General features: G+C 34.6%; 21 protein-coding genes. 10 read left to right on the top strand and 11 right to left on the bottom strand.

Going from position 1 to position 21,626, the window contains the following annotated elements; translation table 11 throughout:
- Positions 1-11: 11 nt before the first annotated feature.
- The 3 genes from EG359_RS06885 (at position 12) to EG359_RS06895 (ending at position 4,121) form a co-directional block, all read left to right on the top strand.
- Positions 12-554 (top strand): DUF3575 domain-containing protein, encoded by a 543-nt coding sequence (locus EG359_RS06885; protein WP_076352137.1) that lies wholly within the window; start codon positions 12-14, stop codon positions 552-554.
- Positions 555-683: 129 nt separating this feature from the next.
- Positions 684-1,472 carry a PhzF family phenazine biosynthesis protein gene (locus EG359_RS06890; RefSeq protein WP_076352138.1) on the top strand — a complete coding sequence of 263 codons (789 nt, stop codon included), beginning with the start codon at positions 684-686 and terminating at the stop codon, positions 1,470-1,472.
- Positions 1,473-1,718: 246 nt separating this feature from the next.
- Positions 1,719-4,121, top strand: coding sequence for a hypothetical protein (locus tag EG359_RS06895; protein ID WP_076352139.1), 2,403 nt, complete (start codon positions 1,719-1,721; stop codon positions 4,119-4,121).
- 123 nt (positions 4,122-4,244) lie between these two features.
- Here EG359_RS06895 and EG359_RS06900 read toward each other — a convergent pair whose 3' ends face one another.
- The 3 genes from EG359_RS06900 to EG359_RS22390 form a co-directional block, all read right to left on the bottom strand.
- A complete protein-coding gene (locus tag EG359_RS06900) occupies positions 4,245-5,105 on the bottom strand; it encodes a DUF4240 domain-containing protein (RefSeq protein ID WP_076352140.1) in 861 nt (286 codons plus the stop codon).
- Positions 5,106-5,192: 87 nt separating this feature from the next.
- Entirely contained in the window at positions 5,193-5,717 is a 525-nt protein-coding gene (locus tag EG359_RS06905) for a hypothetical protein (protein WP_076352141.1), read from the bottom strand.
- 150 nt (positions 5,718-5,867) lie between these two features.
- Positions 5,868-6,011 (bottom strand): hypothetical protein, encoded by a 144-nt coding sequence (locus EG359_RS22390; protein ID WP_164463047.1) that lies wholly within the window; start codon positions 6,009-6,011, stop codon positions 5,868-5,870.
- A 422-nt stretch (positions 6,012-6,433) separates the two neighbouring features.
- Between EG359_RS22390 and EG359_RS06910 the strand changes: the two genes are divergently transcribed.
- Positions 6,434-6,628, top strand: coding sequence for a helix-turn-helix domain-containing protein (locus EG359_RS06910; protein ID WP_262707012.1), 195 nt, complete (start codon positions 6,434-6,436; stop codon positions 6,626-6,628).
- Positions 6,629-6,718: 90 nt separating this feature from the next.
- Here the strand turns inward: EG359_RS06910 and EG359_RS06915 are convergent, their stop codons facing one another.
- The 3 genes from EG359_RS06915 to EG359_RS22720 all read right to left on the bottom strand — a co-directional run bounded on the left by EG359_RS06915 (position 6,719) and on the right by EG359_RS22720 (position 9,806).
- Complete coding sequence (locus EG359_RS06915) at positions 6,719-7,780, bottom strand: hypothetical protein (protein WP_123867293.1); 1,062 nt, start codon at positions 7,778-7,780, stop codon at positions 6,719-6,721.
- A 1-nt stretch (position 7,781) separates the two neighbouring features.
- On the bottom strand, positions 7,782-9,311 hold the full coding sequence (locus EG359_RS06920) for an AAA family ATPase (protein ID WP_076352144.1): 1,530 nt from the start codon (positions 9,309-9,311) through the stop codon (positions 7,782-7,784).
- Positions 9,312-9,584: 273 nt separating this feature from the next.
- Positions 9,585-9,806, bottom strand: coding sequence for a hypothetical protein (locus tag EG359_RS22720; RefSeq protein ID WP_139325895.1), 222 nt, complete (start codon positions 9,804-9,806; stop codon positions 9,585-9,587).
- A 599-nt stretch (positions 9,807-10,405) separates the two neighbouring features.
- Here EG359_RS22720 and EG359_RS06925 point away from each other — a divergent pair.
- Genes EG359_RS06925 through EG359_RS06935 form a run of 3 tightly spaced genes read left to right on the top strand, consistent with a single transcriptional unit; the run spans position 10,406 to position 12,926 of the window.
- Positions 10,406-11,761 (top strand): hypothetical protein, encoded by a 1,356-nt coding sequence (locus EG359_RS06925; RefSeq protein ID WP_123867294.1) that lies wholly within the window; start codon positions 10,406-10,408, stop codon positions 11,759-11,761.
- An 11-nt stretch (positions 11,762-11,772) separates the two neighbouring features.
- Complete coding sequence (locus EG359_RS06930; protein ID WP_076352147.1) at positions 11,773-12,360, top strand: DUF6705 family protein; 588 nt, start codon at positions 11,773-11,775, stop codon at positions 12,358-12,360.
- A complete protein-coding gene (locus EG359_RS06935; protein WP_076352148.1) occupies positions 12,360-12,926 on the top strand; it encodes a DUF6705 family protein in 567 nt (188 codons plus the stop codon). The genes EG359_RS06930 and EG359_RS06935 overlap by 1 nt, the downstream gene beginning before the upstream one ends.
- A 67-nt stretch (positions 12,927-12,993) precedes the next feature.
- Here the strand turns inward: EG359_RS06935 and EG359_RS06940 are convergent, their stop codons facing one another.
- The 4 genes from EG359_RS06940 to EG359_RS06955 form a co-directional block, all read right to left on the bottom strand.
- Positions 12,994-14,646 (bottom strand): hypothetical protein, encoded by a 1,653-nt coding sequence (locus tag EG359_RS06940; RefSeq protein ID WP_076352149.1) that lies wholly within the window; start codon positions 14,644-14,646, stop codon positions 12,994-12,996.
- A gap of 341 nt (positions 14,647-14,987) precedes the next feature.
- The gene (locus EG359_RS06945) at positions 14,988-15,488 is read right to left on the bottom strand and encodes a CinA family protein (RefSeq protein WP_076352151.1); all 501 of its coding nucleotides are present in this window, start codon (positions 15,486-15,488) and stop codon (positions 14,988-14,990) included.
- Between the two features lie 51 nt (positions 15,489-15,539).
- A complete protein-coding gene (locus EG359_RS06950; RefSeq protein WP_076352152.1) occupies positions 15,540-15,809 on the bottom strand; it encodes a heme oxygenase in 270 nt (89 codons plus the stop codon).
- 418 nt (positions 15,810-16,227) lie between these two features.
- Positions 16,228-16,788: a helix-turn-helix domain-containing protein gene (locus EG359_RS06955; RefSeq protein ID WP_076352153.1), complete on the bottom strand. Its 561-nt coding sequence runs from the start codon at positions 16,786-16,788 to the stop codon at positions 16,228-16,230.
- Between the two features lie 166 nt (positions 16,789-16,954).
- Between EG359_RS06955 and EG359_RS22795 the strand changes: the two genes are divergently transcribed.
- From EG359_RS22795 to EG359_RS06965, 3 genes are read left to right on the top strand one after another with little or no spacing between them, the layout of a single operon-like run.
- A complete protein-coding gene (locus EG359_RS22795; RefSeq protein ID WP_262488023.1) occupies positions 16,955-17,086 on the top strand; it encodes a hypothetical protein in 132 nt (43 codons plus the stop codon).
- Entirely contained in the window at positions 17,087-18,115 is a 1,029-nt protein-coding gene (locus EG359_RS06960; RefSeq protein WP_076352154.1) for a glycoside hydrolase family 130 protein, read from the top strand.
- 43 nt (positions 18,116-18,158) lie between these two features.
- Positions 18,159-20,426, top strand: coding sequence for a glycosyltransferase (locus EG359_RS06965; RefSeq protein ID WP_084180307.1), 2,268 nt, complete (start codon positions 18,159-18,161; stop codon positions 20,424-20,426).
- 51 nt (positions 20,427-20,477) lie between these two features.
- Here the strand turns inward: EG359_RS06965 and EG359_RS06970 are convergent, their stop codons facing one another.
- Positions 20,478-21,575: a calcium:proton antiporter gene (locus EG359_RS06970; protein ID WP_076352155.1), complete on the bottom strand. Its 1,098-nt coding sequence runs from the start codon at positions 21,573-21,575 to the stop codon at positions 20,478-20,480.
- Between the last annotated feature and the right edge of the window lie 51 nt (positions 21,576-21,626).

A 21,626-nucleotide genomic window follows, 5' to 3' on the forward strand; every position in this document is an offset into this window, starting at 1 on the left:
TTACTTTTTTTATGAAAAAGAACTTTTTACTAGCAATGATTTTGTTTGCTTTTTATTCTGTTAATGCACAAAACACCAAAACCAATGAAGATCCATCCGAGAGAAAAAATGAAATTAAACTGAATCTTATCACGCCATTATCCGGTGCCGTGGAAGCAGGTTTTGAAAGATACCTTAACAAAAATTCATCACTGGGGATCTCTGCATTTATGGTTTATGATAATACAAAAGAAGATGATCTGAATTACTTCATCTCTCCCTATTACAGATATTATTTTGGAAAGAAATATGCTTCGGGATTTTTTGCTGAGGGATTTGGAATGTTTACTTCCATTGATGGAAAAAAGATATATGCGGCAGACAACATAGCATTTACTGAAAGTAAAAACGTTTATGATCTTGCACTGGGTGCCGGTCTTGGCTGGAAGTTAGTTACAAAGAAAGGAATTGTTTTTGAAGCTAATGCAGCCTATGGAAGACTTGTTTTCAATGCAGACAAAACAGATCACGATCAGGTTATAAAGCTAGGTTTGAGTATGGGATATAGATTTTAATGCAACTCTATCTAAAATACTAGATTGAAGAATAAATAAAATCCTGACGAGAGTTGGGATTTGTTGTTTTTTCCCAAACTGACAAATGGTTTTTATTTATCTTTGTTACCAACCTAAAATTTCTCAATCATGAAGTTAGAATTATATCAGATAGATGCATTTACAGAAGAAATTTTCCATGGAAACCCTGCATGTGTGGTCCCGTTAAAAAACTGGCTTCCCGATGAAGTCCTCTTAAAAATAGCCCGTGAAAATGCTGTAGCAGAAACAGCCTTCTTTATTGATAATGGCAATACCATTCATCTGAGATGGTTTACACCTGAAATAGAGATGGATTTATGCGGACATGCTACCCTTGCCACAGCCCATTGCTTAGCTTCCATCCTAAACTATGAGAAGAGCAGAATTGTTTTTGATACCAAAAGCGGTGAGTTAACAGTAGATGTAAAAGATGGATTTTACTATATGGATTTCCCATCAAGAATGCCTGAAAAATCTACTCTTCCGGATAATATAGCCCAGTCTCTCAACATACAGCCTAAGGAAGTCTTCAAGTCCAGAGACTATGTTCTGGTATATGAGTCTGAGGAAGACATCAAAAAAATCAAAATTGAAAGATCTGTTTTCGACCTTATCAATCTGGATCCTGGAGGTGTTGTTGTAACAGCAGCGGGTACAGACAGTGATTTTGTTTCAAGATATTTTACGCCACAGTCATCCATTCTTGAAGACCCCGTAACCGGTTCTGCCCATTGCTCACTCATTCCCTTCTGGTCATCAAGATTAGGAAAAGATAAGCTTTTTGCCCGTCAGATATCAGAAAGAGGAGGCCAGCTTTATTGTGAAAACAAGGATGAAAGAGTAATTGTGGCAGGTAAAGCCAGAACCTATTCCATGGGATATTTCTGGATAGAATAACATTATTTTGGTCAACCTGTTGGTCTAAAAATTAATCATAAGAACAACAATATTTCTGAGTGCACTTGAGATCGTTAATCTTTTGTGTTAAAAAATAGTATTCACCTAAATTAATATAAAGACTACAAATCTGATCTAAGATCGCATCAATCTGATTGTTTTTTTCTAAAATAAGACATTAAATATCAATTTTTGAAGGCTTTAAATCATTACATTAGCAAAGAATTAAAATGCGCTAAGATTTCTATGAAAAATATATTCTGTGTATTGCTTCTTTCGATGGTACAACCTGTACTGGCACAAACTAAATTAGAAAAAGCAATTACCAATCTTGAGGATCATTACGACCAAGAAAAAGTATACTTACTTACGGACAAATCACAATATGCAGCGGGTGACAAAATTTGGTTTAAAAGCTTTGTATTTGATGGATATAACCGTTCTGCATTATCTACTACTCTATTTGTTGAATTGTACGATTCTGATAAAAAAATAATAGACTGGAAAACGATACTTCTTACCAATGGTGAAGGCAGCGGAGATTTTCAGCTAAAGGAGAGCCTTCCTGAACAAGTGTATTATGTAAGAGCTTATACTCCTTACATGACCAATTTTAATGAAGACTTCCAGATTGTTAAAACGATTCCAGTCTACAATCCCAGCTCTACGGAATCACTAGTGATTTCTAAGAGTTCTGATTGGTCTGCAAAAGCCTTTCCGGAGGGGGGAACTTTCATCAACGGTATTCCTACAAAGTTTGCCGTAAGATTATCAAGCAATACTTCTCTGCCAGAAAACTGGACCGGAAAAGTAATAGACACCCAGAATCCAAAAGTACCGATAACTACCTTTACATCTTTTGATAAAAATGTTGCAGCCTTTACCATAACTCCTGCTTCAGGAAAAAAATACCAGGTTGTTATCCATGACAATGCAGGAAAAGATAAAACAATAGATCTTCCACAAGTTGCAGACAGCGGGCTTCATCTGGACGTTAACAGCTCTAAAGACGGGATTAAATATACCATAAAGGGAGCGAACCTAAAGCAACAGCTTCAAGGGTATAAAATTGTTGGAACCATCAATAACCACCTTGCATACAAAGCCAATATTAAGCAGTTGACTAATGAAGTTTCAAGTCTTATTCCTCCGAAAATCAGCAATGGAGCTAACGCTGTTTTACAATTAGCTATTTTTGATGAGCAGGACAATCTTGTGGCTCAAAGACTTTGCTTTATAAAACCTAATGATCTAAAGATTGAGAAAGCAGAAATTATAGGCCAAAGTATCAAACAAACGCCAAGATCTTTCAATAGCATCGACCTTTCTCCAGAATCATATTTTAAAAATTATACGGTTTTGGTAAGCGAGGATGACGGCAGCAATAAGCCAGAAGAAGAAAATATTCTCAGCAGCCTTTGGTTAACAGGGGATTTTACTTCAAAAATAGACAGTCCGGCTCAGTATTTTTCTAAAAATGCCAATACAGAAGCTTTGGACGCACTTCTTATTTCTGAAAACTGGAAAAGATTTGACTGGAATGCTGTACTTAGCGGATCTGTACCCACCATTAAAAATAATCCTCAACAATTTCTTTCTTACAAAGTAAAGCCTATTAAAAACAATGCCCTGCTGGTTAACGCCCCTGTAAGTTTAATGTTGAAATTAGGTAAAAATCAACCTGTTCTTAATCAATTTATAACGGATCAAAACGGATATGTTTATTTGAACAATCTTAACAATGATGATCCTTTGGAAGTTTCCTTATTTGTAAGTTCAGAAAATAACAAGGAAGCCAATACCGATAATTTATTTGTCACTGTAGAACCACTGGTTACTCCCACACAATTTAAGGGCAACTTTCCGGGTACGAAATATACATTGGTAAAATCCGGTGCAAACAAAGTTCTTCCTCCTGCGATTGCTAAAGCCATCAACACTCAAAAAAATAATAAAAAAATAGAGAGTGCCGAAATACAAATTGACCAGGTAAAATTAGTAGGAAAAAAGAAAGATCCTAAAGTAGAACTGGATAAGCAATTGTCCAGCGGAATGTTTAGCGGTGAAATCAATTCTACGATATTCGACTTTGTGAATGAAGATCAGCGTGCCGCCGGAGCCAATAACATACTAGACTGGCTGCAGGGAAAAGTGGCAGGTGTAACCCTTCAAAGAAATAATTCAGGGATCAATGTACCTTATATTCGTAACAAGCCGGCCAAGCTGTATCTGGATGAAATGATTACCGATCCCGCAATGATTACCAGTATTCCTGTAAGCAATATTGCAATGGTAAAAGTTATTAAAAATTCAGGATTATTGGGTGATGCCGTAGCCATCTATACGATGAAAGGCGATCTGCAATCTAAAAATACAGGAAAAGAAGCAACGAAAGCAAATTCAGCGATTATCAAAGGATATGATAAACCATCCGAATTTCTTGTTGAAATGATAGATGAAGATTCTCCTGCCAAAATTGAAAAGGATACCAGAGAAACCCTTTACTGGAATCCTAATTTATTTGACAGCGACTACGTTCCTCCAAGAATTAAGTTCTTCAATAACGACACTGCAAAACAATTTAAAGTGTTGATCATAAGCTTTGATGAAGATGACCATATTCTTTATCAGAATGAAATCTTTAAATAATATATTGTTCTACATAAAAAGCCTTTCAGTTCTTCTGAAAGGCTTTCTTATTATTTTTAAACAAGGCTGAAAAGATTATTTAAACCAATTTCCTTGTGTTAAAAGAGTGAATATCCTCCTATTTTATGCACTTCTCAATTCTCCAATTTCCTTTACCAGTTTCGGGTACATGGTCTGCAGGTCAGCTCCACCCTTTGGCTCGCGGTTCATCTGCCTATCCATGCTGTCATAGTGGTTCTCGGGATAAAGCTCATCTACGGTATCCCTTATTTCCGATTCATCTTCGTTGTCATGATTGGCAGAATAGGCTTCATCAGCTACATACAACAGCCCCTCTGCCCAGCAGTCTCCAATATTAAAGCTGTATTTCCCGCTTACAAATGCCTGTATATCTTTTTTAATATCATCAAAAAACGCCTTGCCTTTCAGTAGCAGCCAACAGCGGAAATAAATAAATCCGTCATCAGAAAGAGAGTCGTTAAAGGTATATTTCCCATTCTCAGAGCTGAATTCGCATTCCAAAACAATGGAAAGCTCCGCAATTTCAGCCGTGTAAAGGTCACTCAGTTTTTCCTGTAGTGTCTTTTCAAAAAGAACAAGCCTTTCTTTCCCAAATCTGGAGAGATACGCCGTTAGATTTTCCAGATGCTCTTCTACATCATACTCGCTCCAATGGGCGTTTTTGTATTTATTTGATTTTTCAATGGCTTCCCAGAAATAAATATCGGCTTTTTCGGTTTCAGAAAGTTCTGCTTTCTGGGGGATTTCCTCATGTTCAGGAATTTCCGTGTATCCCTTTTTGATCTTTTGGCTGATCAGTTTTTCAGATTCTCTGATACACTCCATTTCATCTGCAAATTCTTTAATGCTTTCACGCCCCTTGGTTCCTGTTTTTCCAAAAACTATTTTTTGGGTATTTCCAAAATATTCAATATTCCAAAATTTATCCGAGACTCCATTTTGATTGATCAAATTCTTTTTCATAAATATATAAAAAGGTGATTTAGGTATTTAAGGAATTAAACTACAAAAAAATAAGGAACCCAGCTATTGTATTCGGTTTTAGTTTCATTAAATCTTTCCTCTTCTTTCAAGAATAAGATGGGCTGCATCCAGCATTTTAATCAGGTGAATGTACGGAATCACGAGATTTCTTTCCGGTAGATTGTCGTAGACTCCCAGTGAGAAATATACCATTCCCGAAAGAAAATAATCAAATTCCCTGATGCTATACTCTCTGAATGCCTTTTTAAAAACCAGCAGAGGGTTCCGGTATTCCTTCTCCGAAAGCAAGCCAAGAAGTAATGGAGAAACATCTCCCAACTGAGTATTCACCGTCCATTTTCTGTCTTTCAGCATGATGAGATAACAGGCATGCACCAACGACCGCATCGACTGGTGAAACTGAAAGATAACCGCAGGATCTTCATTAATCCAGGTATTTCTCCTTACCGCGTAACTCATAATGCTGTTTAGCCTTTCCTTAGATACGGCAAGATCATTCAGTTGAAAATAGGTCTCCATCAGCTGTAATCCTGATTGCTTTTTACTCACTGTCCAATATTGGGACTCAAAGTCTGTTCCTGTCTTTTTCATGCGTTTGTATTTTTGTGATCAATTTCTTTTCATCATTTATAGATTGTATTGAATGGAGCGCAACTCTCCACGGACCATGAAAATTTCACGATACCGATGCTAGCCAAGCTTTATTTTAGTTCTTCTGTACTAAATACTAATTGTTTTCTGTTAACGATTTTTTACAGGCTGTAAAGGAGGAAGCTCCGGCAATGGCAGAGCTTCCTGCCCATACAAACCCAAAATAATATGATAGAATTTGTGTTTTTCTGAAAGCCCGAAAGCCGCAATGGATTGTACACCCCATTGTAACATATCATGATACTGTATGTGATAAAGCAGGCTTAGAAAAAGAGAATTGTAGAAAAGCAGAACAGCATGAAAATAAAAACGGCATGGGACTCTACAATATCCGTAATAGAGGTACTGGTATACCCAACACACAGATAAGAGAGCCCACGCCTAGGTCGTGAGCTTCCTGCTTATCGTCTTGTGTGTTTAAAATTACCAGTTTTCTATTACAAGATTCTAAGCAATAGCTTCTATATTTCTTTGAAGTATCGCAAAGCTACATTTATTGCAGCTTATCTTACAAATGTAATAAAAAAAACATAATACTGGCATATATCCCCATAAGATTTATTTTTTATAAATGCAATTTGCTTGAAAACATAGTATTAATGGATTTTCACGAGGACCTGCAAATTTTGATCGGAAAGCGAATTTCTGAAATTAGAATGAAAAATAATCAAACTCAACAAGATTTGGAATTTTTAACAGGTATTGATTCAGCAGAAGTAAGTAAATATGAAAAAGGGAAAAGGAATCTAACCTTAAAAACTATGATAAAATTTGCTGTAGCATTACAAGTTCATCCAAAAGAACTTTTTGATTTTGATTTTGATATCAATAGATACAACAATGAAGAATAAAGAGAAATCCTAACTTTATAAGAGCTAGGATTTTTTATTTAGAAGTTCATGTAAGAAGTAGTTATGGTAAGACAAACTATAGTTTTATTATCAATAAGCAGTAATTCTATTACTTTTGCAAAATATCCACAATAATTTTTCACCTAGCTCCAGATATATATGTTCTAAAAAGTCATTAATAAAAGACAAGAAATCAATTTTTTGCTGATCTATAAACAATTTTATATCATTAAAAATAGTTCTAGCCATTGGATTAAATATAAAACAGTTGCATTCATTCTTTTTTACACATAAACATAATATATCAGAAGCAGGAATATTTAAAGCATGGCTATAATAATTCTTTGTATTTTCGGAACTGTTTGTTAAAGTAAATTTTTTGACCCCCTTTTTAATATCTAAATATTTAAAAATTTCTGAATTTAACTCTATAATATTCAAATTCTCGTTAAGTTTCTGATCATTTTTATAATTAATATAAAGAGAATAAATTTGGCTAGGTATTAAATTTTCAATTTCGTGAGCATCCAATATCTTATAATTACCAAATAAAGTATCAGGAGTATTTAGGAACTGTGATGCTGTACCTCCCAGAGAACTATTTGGACAGATTTTATCAGAATCTAAAATTGCAAATGTATATGCTGTTTTAAGGTTGTTTAATCTTAAAAATTCAGCAAAGGAGGTTGTACCACCACCATTACGTAAATCCCATAAGTATTCTACAGTACCTAAACTATTTTTTATTTGATAATATTCTATCGATTTTGCATAAATAAAAGTGTCAACCGGATTTTCTAAAAGTAAATTGTTATAATTACAAAATGAATCATCATTTAAATTATCTAAATTATAAAATGTAGCATTATGTTCTACTTTATCAACACTACCGATCTTGAAAAGATAATTCCCATGATTCATAATTGACGCTTCAGTTGAAAATCTTAAATAAATTTTATTATAAATTGACTGTGCAAGTGGGGACAAACCATTTAATTTTCTGAGAATAGCAAAAATAGATTGATCACCTAATACAAAATGCTTCCCATCTCTACGGGCAATTGCTAAATTTTCAAAAAAATCTATTCTCGAGGGTTGTTGTGAATTTAATTGACACTTATCAATTAATTCCTGTAATAAATAAATAATCATTTTAAAACTCTTCAAAAAAACCATATGGCCAATTAACTAACAAACCCTCATTACTAAAACCAGCTTGAATAATATCTGTAAAGCTATCTTTTCTTTCAAATAGCAAAATGTTTACATTATCAGCAGTAATTTTCTGAGAATAGATTCTATTACCCACTGTATTAATGATAGTCTCACTATGTGTCTCAATAATAAATTTAAAATCCATTTCTTTCGACTTACAGAAAGACAATACATTAATTAATGCATCAATAAACTTAGTTTGAAGTTTTGGATGTAAATGTAATTCCGGTTGCTCAATAACAAATATTTTAGTGATTTTTTTTTGTCTTGAATTATTATTTTCTACGGAATTCCATATTTGGGTTATTATTGGTAAAATTTGTGAAAAACCAAATCCTAAATCAATAATATTATGCTTTAAATTAGTAGTAGAATTATCTTGCTTAAAATTGACATATATTGATATATTACCCCCATTTAGGGTCGCTTCTGGATAAAAATCAAAATTATTTAAACACCATTCTTTAAATCTATTTTTTTCCCCATCACTAAAGTTCGCTAATACTAATGCTAAATTCTTACCTTGAAAATCTACCTCATCAATACTTAATTCTTGAGGTCGATAATATCTATCTGCAGTAGCTCTTAAAGGAGCAATATAGCTAACTGCCTTAAACATGTCAGATAAATATTGATCAATTATACTTACAAAATAAGCTATACTACTCGCTAACATTATACCTTTTAATTCTTTAAAAACCAATGAATCAATATTCAAATCTTTTACATTCTTTGAAAACTTCGTTGCTGCATCACTATTTTTAACAGAATTAAATAGAGTTTCATTTGAATCAAAATTAAATGTAGAAATTATTCTTGCAATAGTCTCGTCAGCATATTCCATTTTACTAATATCCCTAATAATCTGGTGTACCTCTTTTGTTAAATGATTATAATTTCCAAGATACATTCTATCTTTTGTTATACTAAGAATTTGTGGAATAAAACCATTCATTCCATTATATGCTTTAATATTTTCAGCTTTAACTTTATGATTATCAACAAAAATTTCAACATTTTGATTTTGATCTATTTTTACTATGATTTCAAAATCATTTATAATAATTTTCAACTCGGAAGCATAGGTTGAATTATTTTTATCAGAATTTAATTTAATAAAAAACTGTATCTTCCTATATTTTCTCATTTTGTTTGATAATGAGTTTGTTCCTGTATAATATAATCTACTACCTCTCTCAGGCGGTAATTCAAAATCAAATGAAAATTCTATAGTTTTATCTTCAGTTTTATCCCATAATGCTGTTTTAAAATCTCCGAAGTCTACATATGACCCATACCATAGAATTGGACCTTTGGTTTTTGTTTCAACACTTTGCCGTAAAAGAGGAAAAGCCCTCAGAAATGTACTTTTACCAGAGCTATTTTGTCCTAATAGGAAAGTAAGAGATCTAATTTCATGGAACCCTGTATCTTTTAAGCTCCGTAAATTTTTAAACCCAATTTTCATTTATTACTAGTTTTAGAATTTTATTGTCCAAATATAGGACTTCTATAAGATCTATAAAATATTCACCGATCAAAATATATTGTTATACCTAACTAACCTTTTTATTTGTATTCAAATCTTTTATTTGGCCAAGATATATCAATAATTTTTATTATTAATTTATTTTACGCTCAACTAGTCATTTATATATTAAACAAAATTATTAAGATGTTTTTATTGTAAAATTGATATTGGTTCATATTATATTGTTTATTTATTAAAATAACAAAATTACTAAGGAAATGAATTATTTGAATTACGGGATCTCGTAATGAAATCTATTTTTTTATACAATCCTTTATAATTTCCCCCACTCCGCATGAATCCTTTTTCATCAGAATAATCCCTTGCAATGGTGTATGTGTAATCTTCCTCACAGAAAACTAAACCTGCTTCTACAGGATTTTGATGTACATAATTAATCTTCTGGTGAATCACCTTGTTACTCCATAACACTCAACAAACTGATTATCAAATATCTAAAATTGATATGGAGCTATATTAGACCATTCCAAAGTGCCGCTCGGCAATTCCTCAACCCTATCAAGGTTCTTCCCAATAGCCAATCTCCAGTTGAGGAACTGCAAATCCCCCCTTACCCAAGTGGGTAAAACAAGTTGCAAACAGCCTCAGGACACTTACATAACTGGCTGTAGGCGGTTCCAAAGTACCTCTAGACACTTCCCTAACCCCCTCGAGGGTCTTCCCAACCCCCTTTACCCCCTTGAGGAACGGCCTATACCCCCTTACCTAAGGGGGTAGAACCAGTTGCATAACGGGCTAGAGATACTTACTCAACGGGTTTCAGGCCGTTATTCAGAGGGTAACACCCCTTGTCATGGTCCCTTGAGGGGGTTATAAAACGGGGTGCAGAGGTTTTCTTCTTCATACCCTATAAAATAGATGCAATATGTACACATTGTGTATAGGTTGCATATTTTGTGTTAATACGGGTTTCCATAATGCTGTATTACATAAATTATTTACTTTTAACCCGTAACAAAAAATCACCCGAAAAAGAATTAATTGTTATATTTACAAACACACAAATGCTTATGAAGAAAAATTTAGTCTATGGGCTATTATTGCTCTGCACATTATCTGTATCCCTCAATTCCTGCAGAACCGATGAAATGCTGACAGGTACAGAACAAACCCAAAAGGAGAAAATTGCCTTTTTTGAACGCTTTGAAAAGGAAAAAAGCCTTTCCAAAAATGCAAGTTCCAATAATTACGCACTCCCTTTTAGAAACTCTATGTTAGCCTACTTTGAGAAGTATCCCGAAAAGAAAACCGAACTGGAAAACAGGTATGGAACTGTTGATTTAAAAGTTTCCTCTCAGGATATTGGAGGAGATAAGGGAGATGATAGAAAACTTCTATTTTTCCCTATGCTAAAGGATGGAAAAGTAATAGCGGTAATAGCCGGAGTGGTAAATGCAGAAAGAGACTATCTCTATTTTGACGTTCACCAAAACACAAATTCCGATGTTATTTATCTTATTAATAAATTTCAACACTATTATGACACCAAGACAGTTTCCCGAAATAGCAATGATCCTATTGATGTGGGAGAAGTTATCATTATTGTAACAAGACCAGTAAAACTGACAATGTCTGACGTATGGAGTGGAACTGGTGGATTTGGTAATCCCGGACATGACATGGGAGGTGGAAACGGGGATTTTGGAGGAAATGGTGGCAGTGGTGGCAATCCATACACTCCACAGAATCAAAATCCTTGTGAGCAAACGAAAAACATTGTTAATAATTCCAAATCAAAACCAGCTATAGATTCGTTAAAACAACAATCTAAATTAAGTGGTGGGAAAGAAAAAGGGTTTAAAGTAAATTCAGACGGAACTACGACTGCACAAATTGACGGCGGGGCACATCATGTAGACCTTGGAGATACCGCAGGGTATTTAGGAGGGTATCATAATCATACTCCCTCAGGTATAAAAATGTTCTCACCACCTGATATTGCGAAGATGCTTAGCTTTGCAATGGCACAAACTAATGGAAATATTGGGAATGGCTTTATGGGAATGATTGGGTCTGAGCCATGTTCCTCTTGCCCAGATGGCTATAAATATTATCATTATATGATTAATTTTAATGGAACCTCCCAAGAGTTGGCAGGCTTTCTGTATAATGCGAATTGGGATTTAAATAAATTAAAATATGAGTTTCAGGTTTTAGAGGGAACAATGGCACTTGACCTATCAAATGTTGATTATTTAGGTGGGAATCTCAATACCCAAGGTCTAGAGAAACTTCTTTTTGAAACTGTAAAGGCAATGGGAATGGAAGGAAAAGTAAATCTACAAAGAATAGAAGATAACGGGACGGTACAAAAAATAACAATAAATAATGGCGGTAGTAGTACAACAGCAACACCCTGTCCATAAAAATCAAAATTATGAAAACAACATATTTTAAAATTATAGCAATATTAGGTATAACTATAAATTGTGTTTCTTGTAAAGCACAACAAATTCAACCATTAAACACTGATTTAAAGAGTATCACTACTAATTCTTATCTAAAAGACATAAATAATGAATTGGATGTTTATGTGGGAAATTTTACAGCAACTTATGACAATAAAATAATCAACTTATTCATAACAAAAGAATTAAAAAGAAATATAAGTTTACAGAACAAAAACTATTATCAGGATGTCCTTTCCATAAGATATATTGTTAAGAATACAAGTGGCCAAGTTTTACAGGACACTAAAAATATGGCAATTATGGCAAATGAAATACTCCATACAATTTATAGCTTTGGTACAAGTCCAACTCAAAATTTAGTATTATTATATTATGGCGGAACCAATTGTGGTATAGGATGGGGAAAAATAATATTAAAAAAACTCAATACAAGCCAATTATCATGGGAGTATAAACCAAATGACTCTCTTATTGATTCTGCTACATGCCCTCCAAGTACTGATAAAACCATTTATCTTCCAGAAACAAAAGACTTAATCTTCACAAAGCAATAGTGAGAAATATACTGATCATATTAGGAATATTTGCTGTGGTTTCTTGTAAGGCACAGCAAACATATCCACTCAATACATTCCCCGATGATGTTCCCTCTGGTTCGTATATGAAAGACCTAGCTAACGAACTAGCTTTCTTTACAGGAACTTGGGTAGCAAGCTTTAATGGAAAAAACATTACTTTAATTATTACAAAGCAAGAGCATAAAATGTTCAAGGCTCCTAAATCAACAGATTACCATTATCAGGATATCTTGAATGTACGCTATATAGTAAAGAATTCTGATGGAGTACTATTACAAGATAACAATAATGTTCAAAATGAATATGATAAAAATGCAATAATTAGTATGTATATTAATAATAATATTGTTAATTTTTATTATACAGGAACTCATTGTGGTATTGGCTGGGGAACCATAAACCTACAGAAAACTAATAATACGCAGATTTCGTGGTCTTACGAACCTAATGTTACTGTCTTAACAACAAAGAACTGTCCCGGAAATCCTGATTTAACGATCTATCTTCCGGAAACAAAAGACTTAATCTTCACAAAACAATAAGTAACATTTTAAATACATAAAAAAGCGCTCAAATTGAGCGCTTTTTTTATACAAATAATTTATTTGTTTATGGCCATACTACCCCTGTCTGTCTAGGGCTTGTCCATGGTTTTCCGGAGCAGCTTGTTCCGGGGTGTGCAGCAAGGCATTCACCAACCCATTCGCTTCCAACAGCGTGGGATTTTACCTTTTTCACAGAACAATAGGTAGTTCCGTTATTGTCTTTATACAATTGGTAGTTGGGATAGGCACCTTTAGCAAGAAGCTCAACATCACTATTGTCCTGTACAGGATAATCGACGATAGCACCAAGAACCCATGCTATGGAATCTTTATTGTTACCAGCGATCAGACTTTGAGGAGGAGTTAGCGTAATCTTGATTGTTGATTTTGAACTATCTACATTAATGGATGAAGAATAAGTAGATTCTGTAGCGCTCGCCAAAGGAATACCTAGGAAAGAAAGAGATACGGAAGAAGATTGTTCAAATGTTTTTTGAATGCTTTTGTAATCTTCACCGCTTACGGTGATCTCAACAGAAGGGTAATTAGAAATGGCCACTCCGTTCAGTAAGCCGAAAGGCCCGTCAGGTCCAAATTTTGTAGCAGGGTTCGGAGAGAATTTGTATCCGGAAATATGCTTTTCTTCCTGTTTGTCTCTGCTGTTTTGTTCCGCCTTACGGATAGGATCAAACCATGCCCAATATAAACTGCTTGCAATATTAAAATCTGTAGGAAGGAAGGTAACAAGGGTAACTCCTGTAAAGGACATCGATATTTTGATCGAGTTTTTGCTTGTGGCAATATCTTCACTGAAATAATTCGCATTACCCCCAATTCCTAATGTAAAGAAGTCGAAGATAGGAATAGAGAAACCTGTTTTTCCATTTACGGAAACCTGAAATCTGCTTTCAGATTCGCGGGAGATTTCCATATCGATCTGGGCATCCTGAGAAGTATTTTTAAGACCGTTTAAAATATCGCTCAATGGTGTTGTTACCTGAAATGCCGGTAAAACACTATCGTCATTCAATAGCAGACCTCCGTTTTCTTTTTTAGGATGCTGTACATTATTTAGTACTCTGGATAAGTAGCCATTATTCATCGTAACATTATTCTGTAAAGATATTGTGGCACCCAGTGCATTCAGATAGTTGGCTAAAACAGGAACAATAGGCTTTCCGCTTGCTGGTGTCTTATTCAGTAAACGGTCCAGGTCATCACTTTTCTGAATATCGTATAACGTAGTGGATGGCTTGGCCCACTCTGTAGCAATTTTGTCCATAATGATATCAATGGGCTGCATATTATCCTTAGCAGGAGGAAGCGAACCATAGGCACCTACCCATGCATTCAGTAAAGCCATTTGCTGATCTGTAGCATCTTTATGGGCAGTATTTAGAACTGCTGTATCTTCTTCAGATAAAGAATAGTTAACTTTTGAGAAAACATCAATAAAATAATTGGTAAATACCTGATCAAGCTGAACCGGTTCTGTATTGGCTCTCAGGTTGGATGATATCCAGTCGTAAGTTTTTTTATTAAACTTCAGATTGGATGGATCCTGCCAGTAATAAGGGAAATTTCCTTTTCCGGTAATGGTGATTGCAGATAGATCTGTACTTAAAACACTTGATAGGATATCATTAGCCCTGTCTTTTAATTCTGTAATAATTTGTGCTGCTTCTACAAAGGGAGCAACATGTTCTGGGTTTTTCATGATTAATAAGTTTTGGTTTTTTTCCTACTCTTTTGTCGGCTTTTCGGAGACCGCCATTTTTGTTCAGGGTTTCGAAGCTTCTTTTGAACATGTCAAAGTAACGCCTAAAAAGAAGTTGAGGGTAGCGTATAAATCTGTAATTTTTATATCAGGTGTTTATACCGTAGGAAGTAGGCATTTATACTGTAGTAAAAAGTAAGTATTTGTACTTCTATAAATTAGCCATCCCGCTCATTGAAGCGATCTGACTTTGGAAATTCTATTTCATTGGGATAACCTCAGCATTCAATCTGTATTAAATTTTCTGATTCCGGTACTCCCCTACAATCAGTTCATGAAGTTTAATGCGAGATTAATATTTGATTAAGCGCACTCTTAAAGCAGCCCAAAATAAACTCTGTATAGTATAATTGTGCATCTAAAGCCTGGGTTTTGCTATGAAGCTCTATCCGTTTGGAAAGTATAATTTCTCCTTTATAACTAAATGAAAAGAAAGAAAATATCTTAAACCCTGAATTTCTTGTAGGGATCGCATATCCTGTAGATGCAATTCCCCAATCGGTATCAAATGATTTGGATACATTTACAGCCATTATATCTGCTATATTTTGGGTCACACAATTGTTTTCATGGCCCTCAATCCTATCTATATTAAGGAACTTTACTTTTTCGGGTAATGTATAGGTTGTTATTCCTCCCTTGTAAAATAAGCTGGTATTGGGCATTTGAGAAAAAGCAAACTGTATCAATCCTGAGGTCACCCCTTCTGCAATAGAAACGGTTTCGTTTACGGTAATAAGTGAATTACTTATATATTCAAGTAAATTTTGCTGGAATTTCATGGCTCATCTTTTTATCTAAGTTCAACTTTATAAAATCATTAAATCCTGCCTTCAAATAACATCATAGTCATTTAGTTCGGTTATAAAATAATGTTCAATAATTTCTTTAGCATTTTTGCACATCTTTAAAAGATCTTCTCTTGAGGCATCTTCAAAAATGAAATCCTCGTGAACCTCAATGATAAACTCAGTCACTTTTTCTGTATTCATTAGGTCATAGGTCATTAAATCATTCAAATTATCCAATTTACTTTCTTCCCTAAAAAAAGGAATTTTACGGGAAATGGAATTTTTGAACTGATAGAGGTGTATTGTTTTCATGACTTTGGATATTTTGTGTTCGGTGTAAGGTTTGTTTTTTGCTTTAAAATACTCTATTGCCTACAGACTATCTTTCTCTTACAAAGGATTTATCTTTCAGAAACAATAGCAAAAGTTTCTTGTAAATTAGTCTGTGTACGCAGATAAAGTATGAGTAAAAAGGACAGAGACCATTGGTTTCTATCCCTTAGTTAATTAAAATCTCTTGCCAATAGATATCCTATTTTCTGATTTTAATAAGCTCATTATGAAAATTGAGTATATTCAAGGGATGTTAATCACCTTTCATGGTTTGTGTCTGGTATCTTAAAATTTTGTAATATAGGTATCTTTATGCTCATACTACAATACAAAGATGGCTGTTTCTACCTACAGTAAGCTATATATATTTATAATAATCTTACATATATCACACCTTTTACAGATCTTCCAGGTTTCCAAGACGTTTTTGCTTCAATTGCTTATAAAACGAAGGCGAAAGGCCGGTTATTTTTTTAAACTGATTAGATAAATGAGCAACACTGCTATAGTTGAGCTTATAGGAGATCTCTGTAAGGTTAAGCTCATCATACAATAATAATTCTTTTACTTTCTCTACTTTATTAATAATGATAAAATGCTGCAGAGTCATTCCTTTTACCTCAGAAAACGTATTGGCGAGATAAGTATAGTCATAGCCAAGCTTTTCACTTATATAATCTGAAAAATTTTCCTTTGGAAGAGAATCCGAATAGTGAATCATTTCTATGACTACATTTTTTATTTTTTCTATCAGGATGCTTTTTTTGTCATCCAATATTTCAAGGCCGGTTTTAAGCAGGTTCTTTTTCAGTATATCCCTTTGTTCAGTGCTGATGTCATCCAATAATTCTACCGTACCCAGATCTACAACAGCATTTTTAATGCCCAATCTTTCCAATTCCTGATAGACAACCATTTTGCAGCGCAAACTTACCATATATTTTATATACAACTTCATTACCCTTACATTTTACAAACCGTCAATTATTTCATTTTCAGTTATTTATTCAAAGTTACTCCTTTAAATTAGAAATATCTATGATTTATATAACAAATTAAAAGACTATTACAAAGCCGTCCTTTTTTAATGATCGAAATTTACCGTTAACAAAAAATATTTTACAATGTCAAAAGAAAAAGACGGAAAAAAGAAATCGGACAAAACCCCACCCTCAAAATCTGCAAAAGAAAAACGAGAAGATAAAATAACCAAAAGAAAAGATAAAGAAAACGAAGGCCGAAATGCCAGCACTTAAATGGTAACCATAAAAAAAGAAGGAATTATACTCAGGAAAACAACACTGGACTTTGAGAGCGAAGGTGTTTTGAACCCTGCAGTTATTCAGGATAATGGTAAGATACATTTGTTTTACAGAGCTGTAGCAAAGAATAATTACTCCAGCGTTGGACATTGCATACTATCAGATTATCAGACTATAGAAATCAGGTTTCACAGTCCTATTATGATTCCGGAGTTTGAATACGAAAAACATGGTGTTGAAGATCCAAGAATTGTAAAAATTGATGATTTATTCTACCTTACCTACACCAGCTATGACGGGATAAATGCATTAGGAACATTAGCTATCTCTAAAGACCTGAAATCATGGCAAAAAACAGGAATAATTGTTCCTAGAATTTCCTATAAAAACTTTAAGCTTTTATCCGAAACCCAGGGAATAATAGCAGAGAAATACAAACGGTTCAATGAACTGCCACCAAGTCAAAAAGACAATAAGGAGGTATTTCTATGGGATAAAAATGTAGTGTTCTTTCCAAGAAGAATAAATGGTAAATTATACTTTCTTCATCGTATAAGACCGGACATTCAACTTGTAGGTATAGAAAATATGGGGGACCTGAATCCTGATTTCTGGAAAGATTATCTTCTGAACTTCAAAGATCATATACTGCTATCTCCAAAGTATGATCATGAGCTAAGTTATATCGGCGGTGGATGTCCGCCAATAGAAACCGAGCATGGATGGCTTATGATCTACCATGGCGTTCATGATACCATTGAGGGATATGTTTACAGTGCATGTGCCGCTTTATTGGATCTTAACAATCCTGAAAAAGAAATCTCAAGACTACCCTATCCCCTATTCAAGCCCGAAGAAAAATGGGAATTGAAAGGTGAGGTCAATAATGTGTGCTTCCCGACAGGAACAGTTGTAGAAGGTGATGTACTCTATATTTATTACGGAGCTGCAGACAAAAGAATTGCTGTTGCTTCTTTAAGTATCTCAGAACTATTGAAAGAGTTACTGCATTACGCTTCATAATGAACCATCCATAAGAAGTATCGGACTTTAAATAAAAATTAAAATGAATAAGAATATAAATTCAGACGTGGAGGAGAAGATAAAAAGACGATCTGCCCAAAATAAAAAAAACACAATTTATTATAGACCCGAAATTGTCTTCATCAGTACTTTTCCTCCTAAGGTGTGTGGTATTGCAACGTATTGCCAGGACTTGGTAACATCTCTTCAGCTAAAGTTTAAAGAATCATTTAAAATAATTATTTGTCCTATGGAGACTGAGGATGAAAAGTATCAGTATACTGAAAAGATTGAGTATAGCCTGAATACATCAGATGCAATATCCTATTTGGAGCTGGCTGAAAGAATTAATAAAAATGACAATATACAGCTGGTTATGCTCCAGCATGAGTTCGGCTTTTTCAATGAAACCAAAAATGGGTTATCTCTTTTTCTCCAAAATTTAAAAAAAGATATCATCACTACTTTCCATACCGTTCTGCCCAAACCAAATCAGGAATTAAAAGAAAAGGTAAAGGAAATCAGCAGATTGTCCAAGTCCATTATTGTAATGACTGGTATTTCTTCGGACATCTTATCCAATGACTATGGTATTTCTTCTGATAAAATTACAGTAATACCCCATGGCACCCATTTATTGCCATTTATTGATAAAGTTTCATTGAAAACGAAGTATGGCCTTACGGACAAAAAGGTGCTTTCCACATTTGGCTTACTAGGTTCCGGTAAAAATATTGAAACAACGCTGGAAGCATTGCCTGAAATCATTTCCCAAAATCCGGATGTAATGTTTTTGATTATTGGAAAGACGCATCCTACCATCATAAAAAACGAGGGTGAAAAGTATCGGGATTTTTTGCAGGAAACCATTAAAAGGCTTCATTTGGAAATGCACACCTGCTTTATCAATCAGTATTTACCTTTGGATGAGCTATTGGATTACCTCCAGCTTACCAATGTGTATCTTTTTACTTCAAAGGACAGAAATCAGGCTGTAAGCGGTACTTTCTCCTATGCCATCAGCTGTGGATGTCCCATTGTTTCAACGCCAATTCCGCATGCTTTGGAAGTATTAAAAGAAGACACCGGTATTATCATTGATTTTGAAGCTCCGGAACAGCTCGCAGCAGCAGTGAATAGCTTATTGAAAAATGAGAATGTACAGGAAAAACTACGGTCAAAAAGTCTGGAAAAAATGGCTCCGACAGCCTGGGAAAATTCTTCCATTTTACATGCACTGCTATTTCAGCAGCACAGCAAAAATAAGATAAAACTCAATTACACTCTGCCTACCATCAATCTTAGCCATATCAAAAATATGACAACAGATTTTGGAATGATTCAGTTTTCTAAAATCAACAAACCGGATATAGATTCGGGGTATACGTTAGATGATAATGCTCGAGCCATGATTGTTGTATGCAGGCATTATGAACTAAGCAAAGATGAATCAGACCTTGAATTGATTTCAACTTACCTGAATGCCATTAAGTTTTGCCAACAAGCCGATGGAAATTTCCTCAATTACGTGGATCAGCATAAAAAATTTGCCCAGCAGAATTATGAAACCAACCTTGAAGATTCCAATGGAAGAGCCATCTGGTCATTAGGCTACTTACTTTCACTCAAGGAAATTTTACCTCAACAGTTTTCTGATGAAGCAGAAGAAATCATACAAAAAAGTCTTCCCTCTCTGGAAAAAATTCACTCCACAAGAGCCATGGCTTTTATTATAAAGGGATTGCATTATCAAAATGCTGAAAAAAATATTCCACTATTAAAAAAACTGGCCAATCGATTGGTAAAAATGTATCAGCATGAAAAACATAATGACTGGCATTGGTTTGAAAGCTACCTAACCTATGGCAACAGTTTATTACCCGAAGCTTTGCTATGTGCATGGATCACCACTAAAGAAGATATTTATAAGCAAGTTGCAAATGAATCCTTTCAGTTTCTGCTTTCTAAAATATTCATCAAAGGAAACATCAAAGTAATATCTAACAAAGGATGGCTGCAAAAAGAAACCGCTAAAACCTCTGAAACAATTGGTGGAGAACAACCCATTGACGTTGCTTATACCATCTTGGCATTATCTACATTCTATAAGGTCTTTAAGGACGAAAAGTACTTGTACATGATGAAAACAGCCTTTAATTGGTTTCTAGGCAAGAACCATTTACATCAAATAATATATAACCCTGCAACAGGCGGATGCTATGACGGACTTGAGGAAAAGAATGTGAATCTTAACCAAGGTGCTGAATCCACCGTTAGTTATCTTATGGCGCGACTTTGCTTCCCAACGTAATTATTACATTATAACGGAGATGGTTTAATCTGATATTTACAGAAGTAAGATCTAAGGGACAATGGTAATAAAAAGGTAAATTAAAAATATACCTATAAGTACCACTCCCTGCATAATATTGGTTCTGCCGGTTGCCAGTGAAACGGTAATAATAAAAAGAGACAGCCCCAGAAGGATGGTTGATTTGATATCTATCCCTAATGACATTCTTATCCCTGTTATTACAGAAATAATGGCGATGGCAGGAATACTCAGTCCAATACTTGCCAAAGCAGAGCCAAACGCCAGATTTAAGGAGGTTTGAATTTGGTCACTTTTTGCTGCCCTTACTGCAGCCAAACCCTCCGGAAGAAGCACAATACCGGCAATAATAATACCTACCAAGGATCTTGGCGCTCCTGCTGATACCACTATATGCTCAACATCTTTTGAAAGAAGCTTTGCCAATAAAACAACCACTCCCAAACATAAAATTAACAATATACAACTGATATACAGCTCTTTTTTGGAAGATTTTTCAGGATGATCATGTGCTGATTGCTTTCCTGAAATTTTGTTTTGTGGAGAGATGAAAAAGCTTCGGTGCCTCATCGTCTGGATCATTGTAAAGCCCAGATAAAGCCCTAAAGAAATTAATGCGATAAAAAGCAGCTGAAAAGAGGTATACTCCCCTCCGCGGTGGCTTACCGTATAATTGGGCAGGATAAGGACAAAAATAATGACAGACGTAAGCGTAATCAAAGCTGTGCTTACTCCCTGCAATGTAAAGCTTTGTTCTCTATACCTTAAAGAACCTATGACAATACAGCTTCCGATAATTCCGTTAAGGATAATCATTACAGCTGCAAAAACAGTATCTCTGGCAAGAGTAATGGTTTCTAGACCTTTGGCACCCATCATAATGGAAATAATTAATCCAACTTCTATTACCGTAATGGCAAAGGCCAGAAGCAGGGTTCCGAAAGGTTCACCCAAACGGTGGGCGATGACTTCTGAATGATAAACTGCGGCAAGAACACTTCCCATTAGAAACAAGGCAAGAATCGCAGAATAATATCCTGAAGCAAAAACAGGGTTTCCAAAATAAAAGAGCCATGCCAAAATGGGAACCAAAAACGTCCACATTCCTAAATATTTTTTTTTATTCATAAAAAACAGTAATAATTTTTGTACGGTTGAGTGGTCTTTAGAGAAAATCAA

The sequence above is a fragment of the Chryseobacterium joostei genome (assembly GCF_003815775.1).
In the GTDB taxonomy this organism is placed as follows: domain Bacteria; phylum Bacteroidota; class Bacteroidia; order Flavobacteriales; family Weeksellaceae; genus Chryseobacterium; species Chryseobacterium joostei.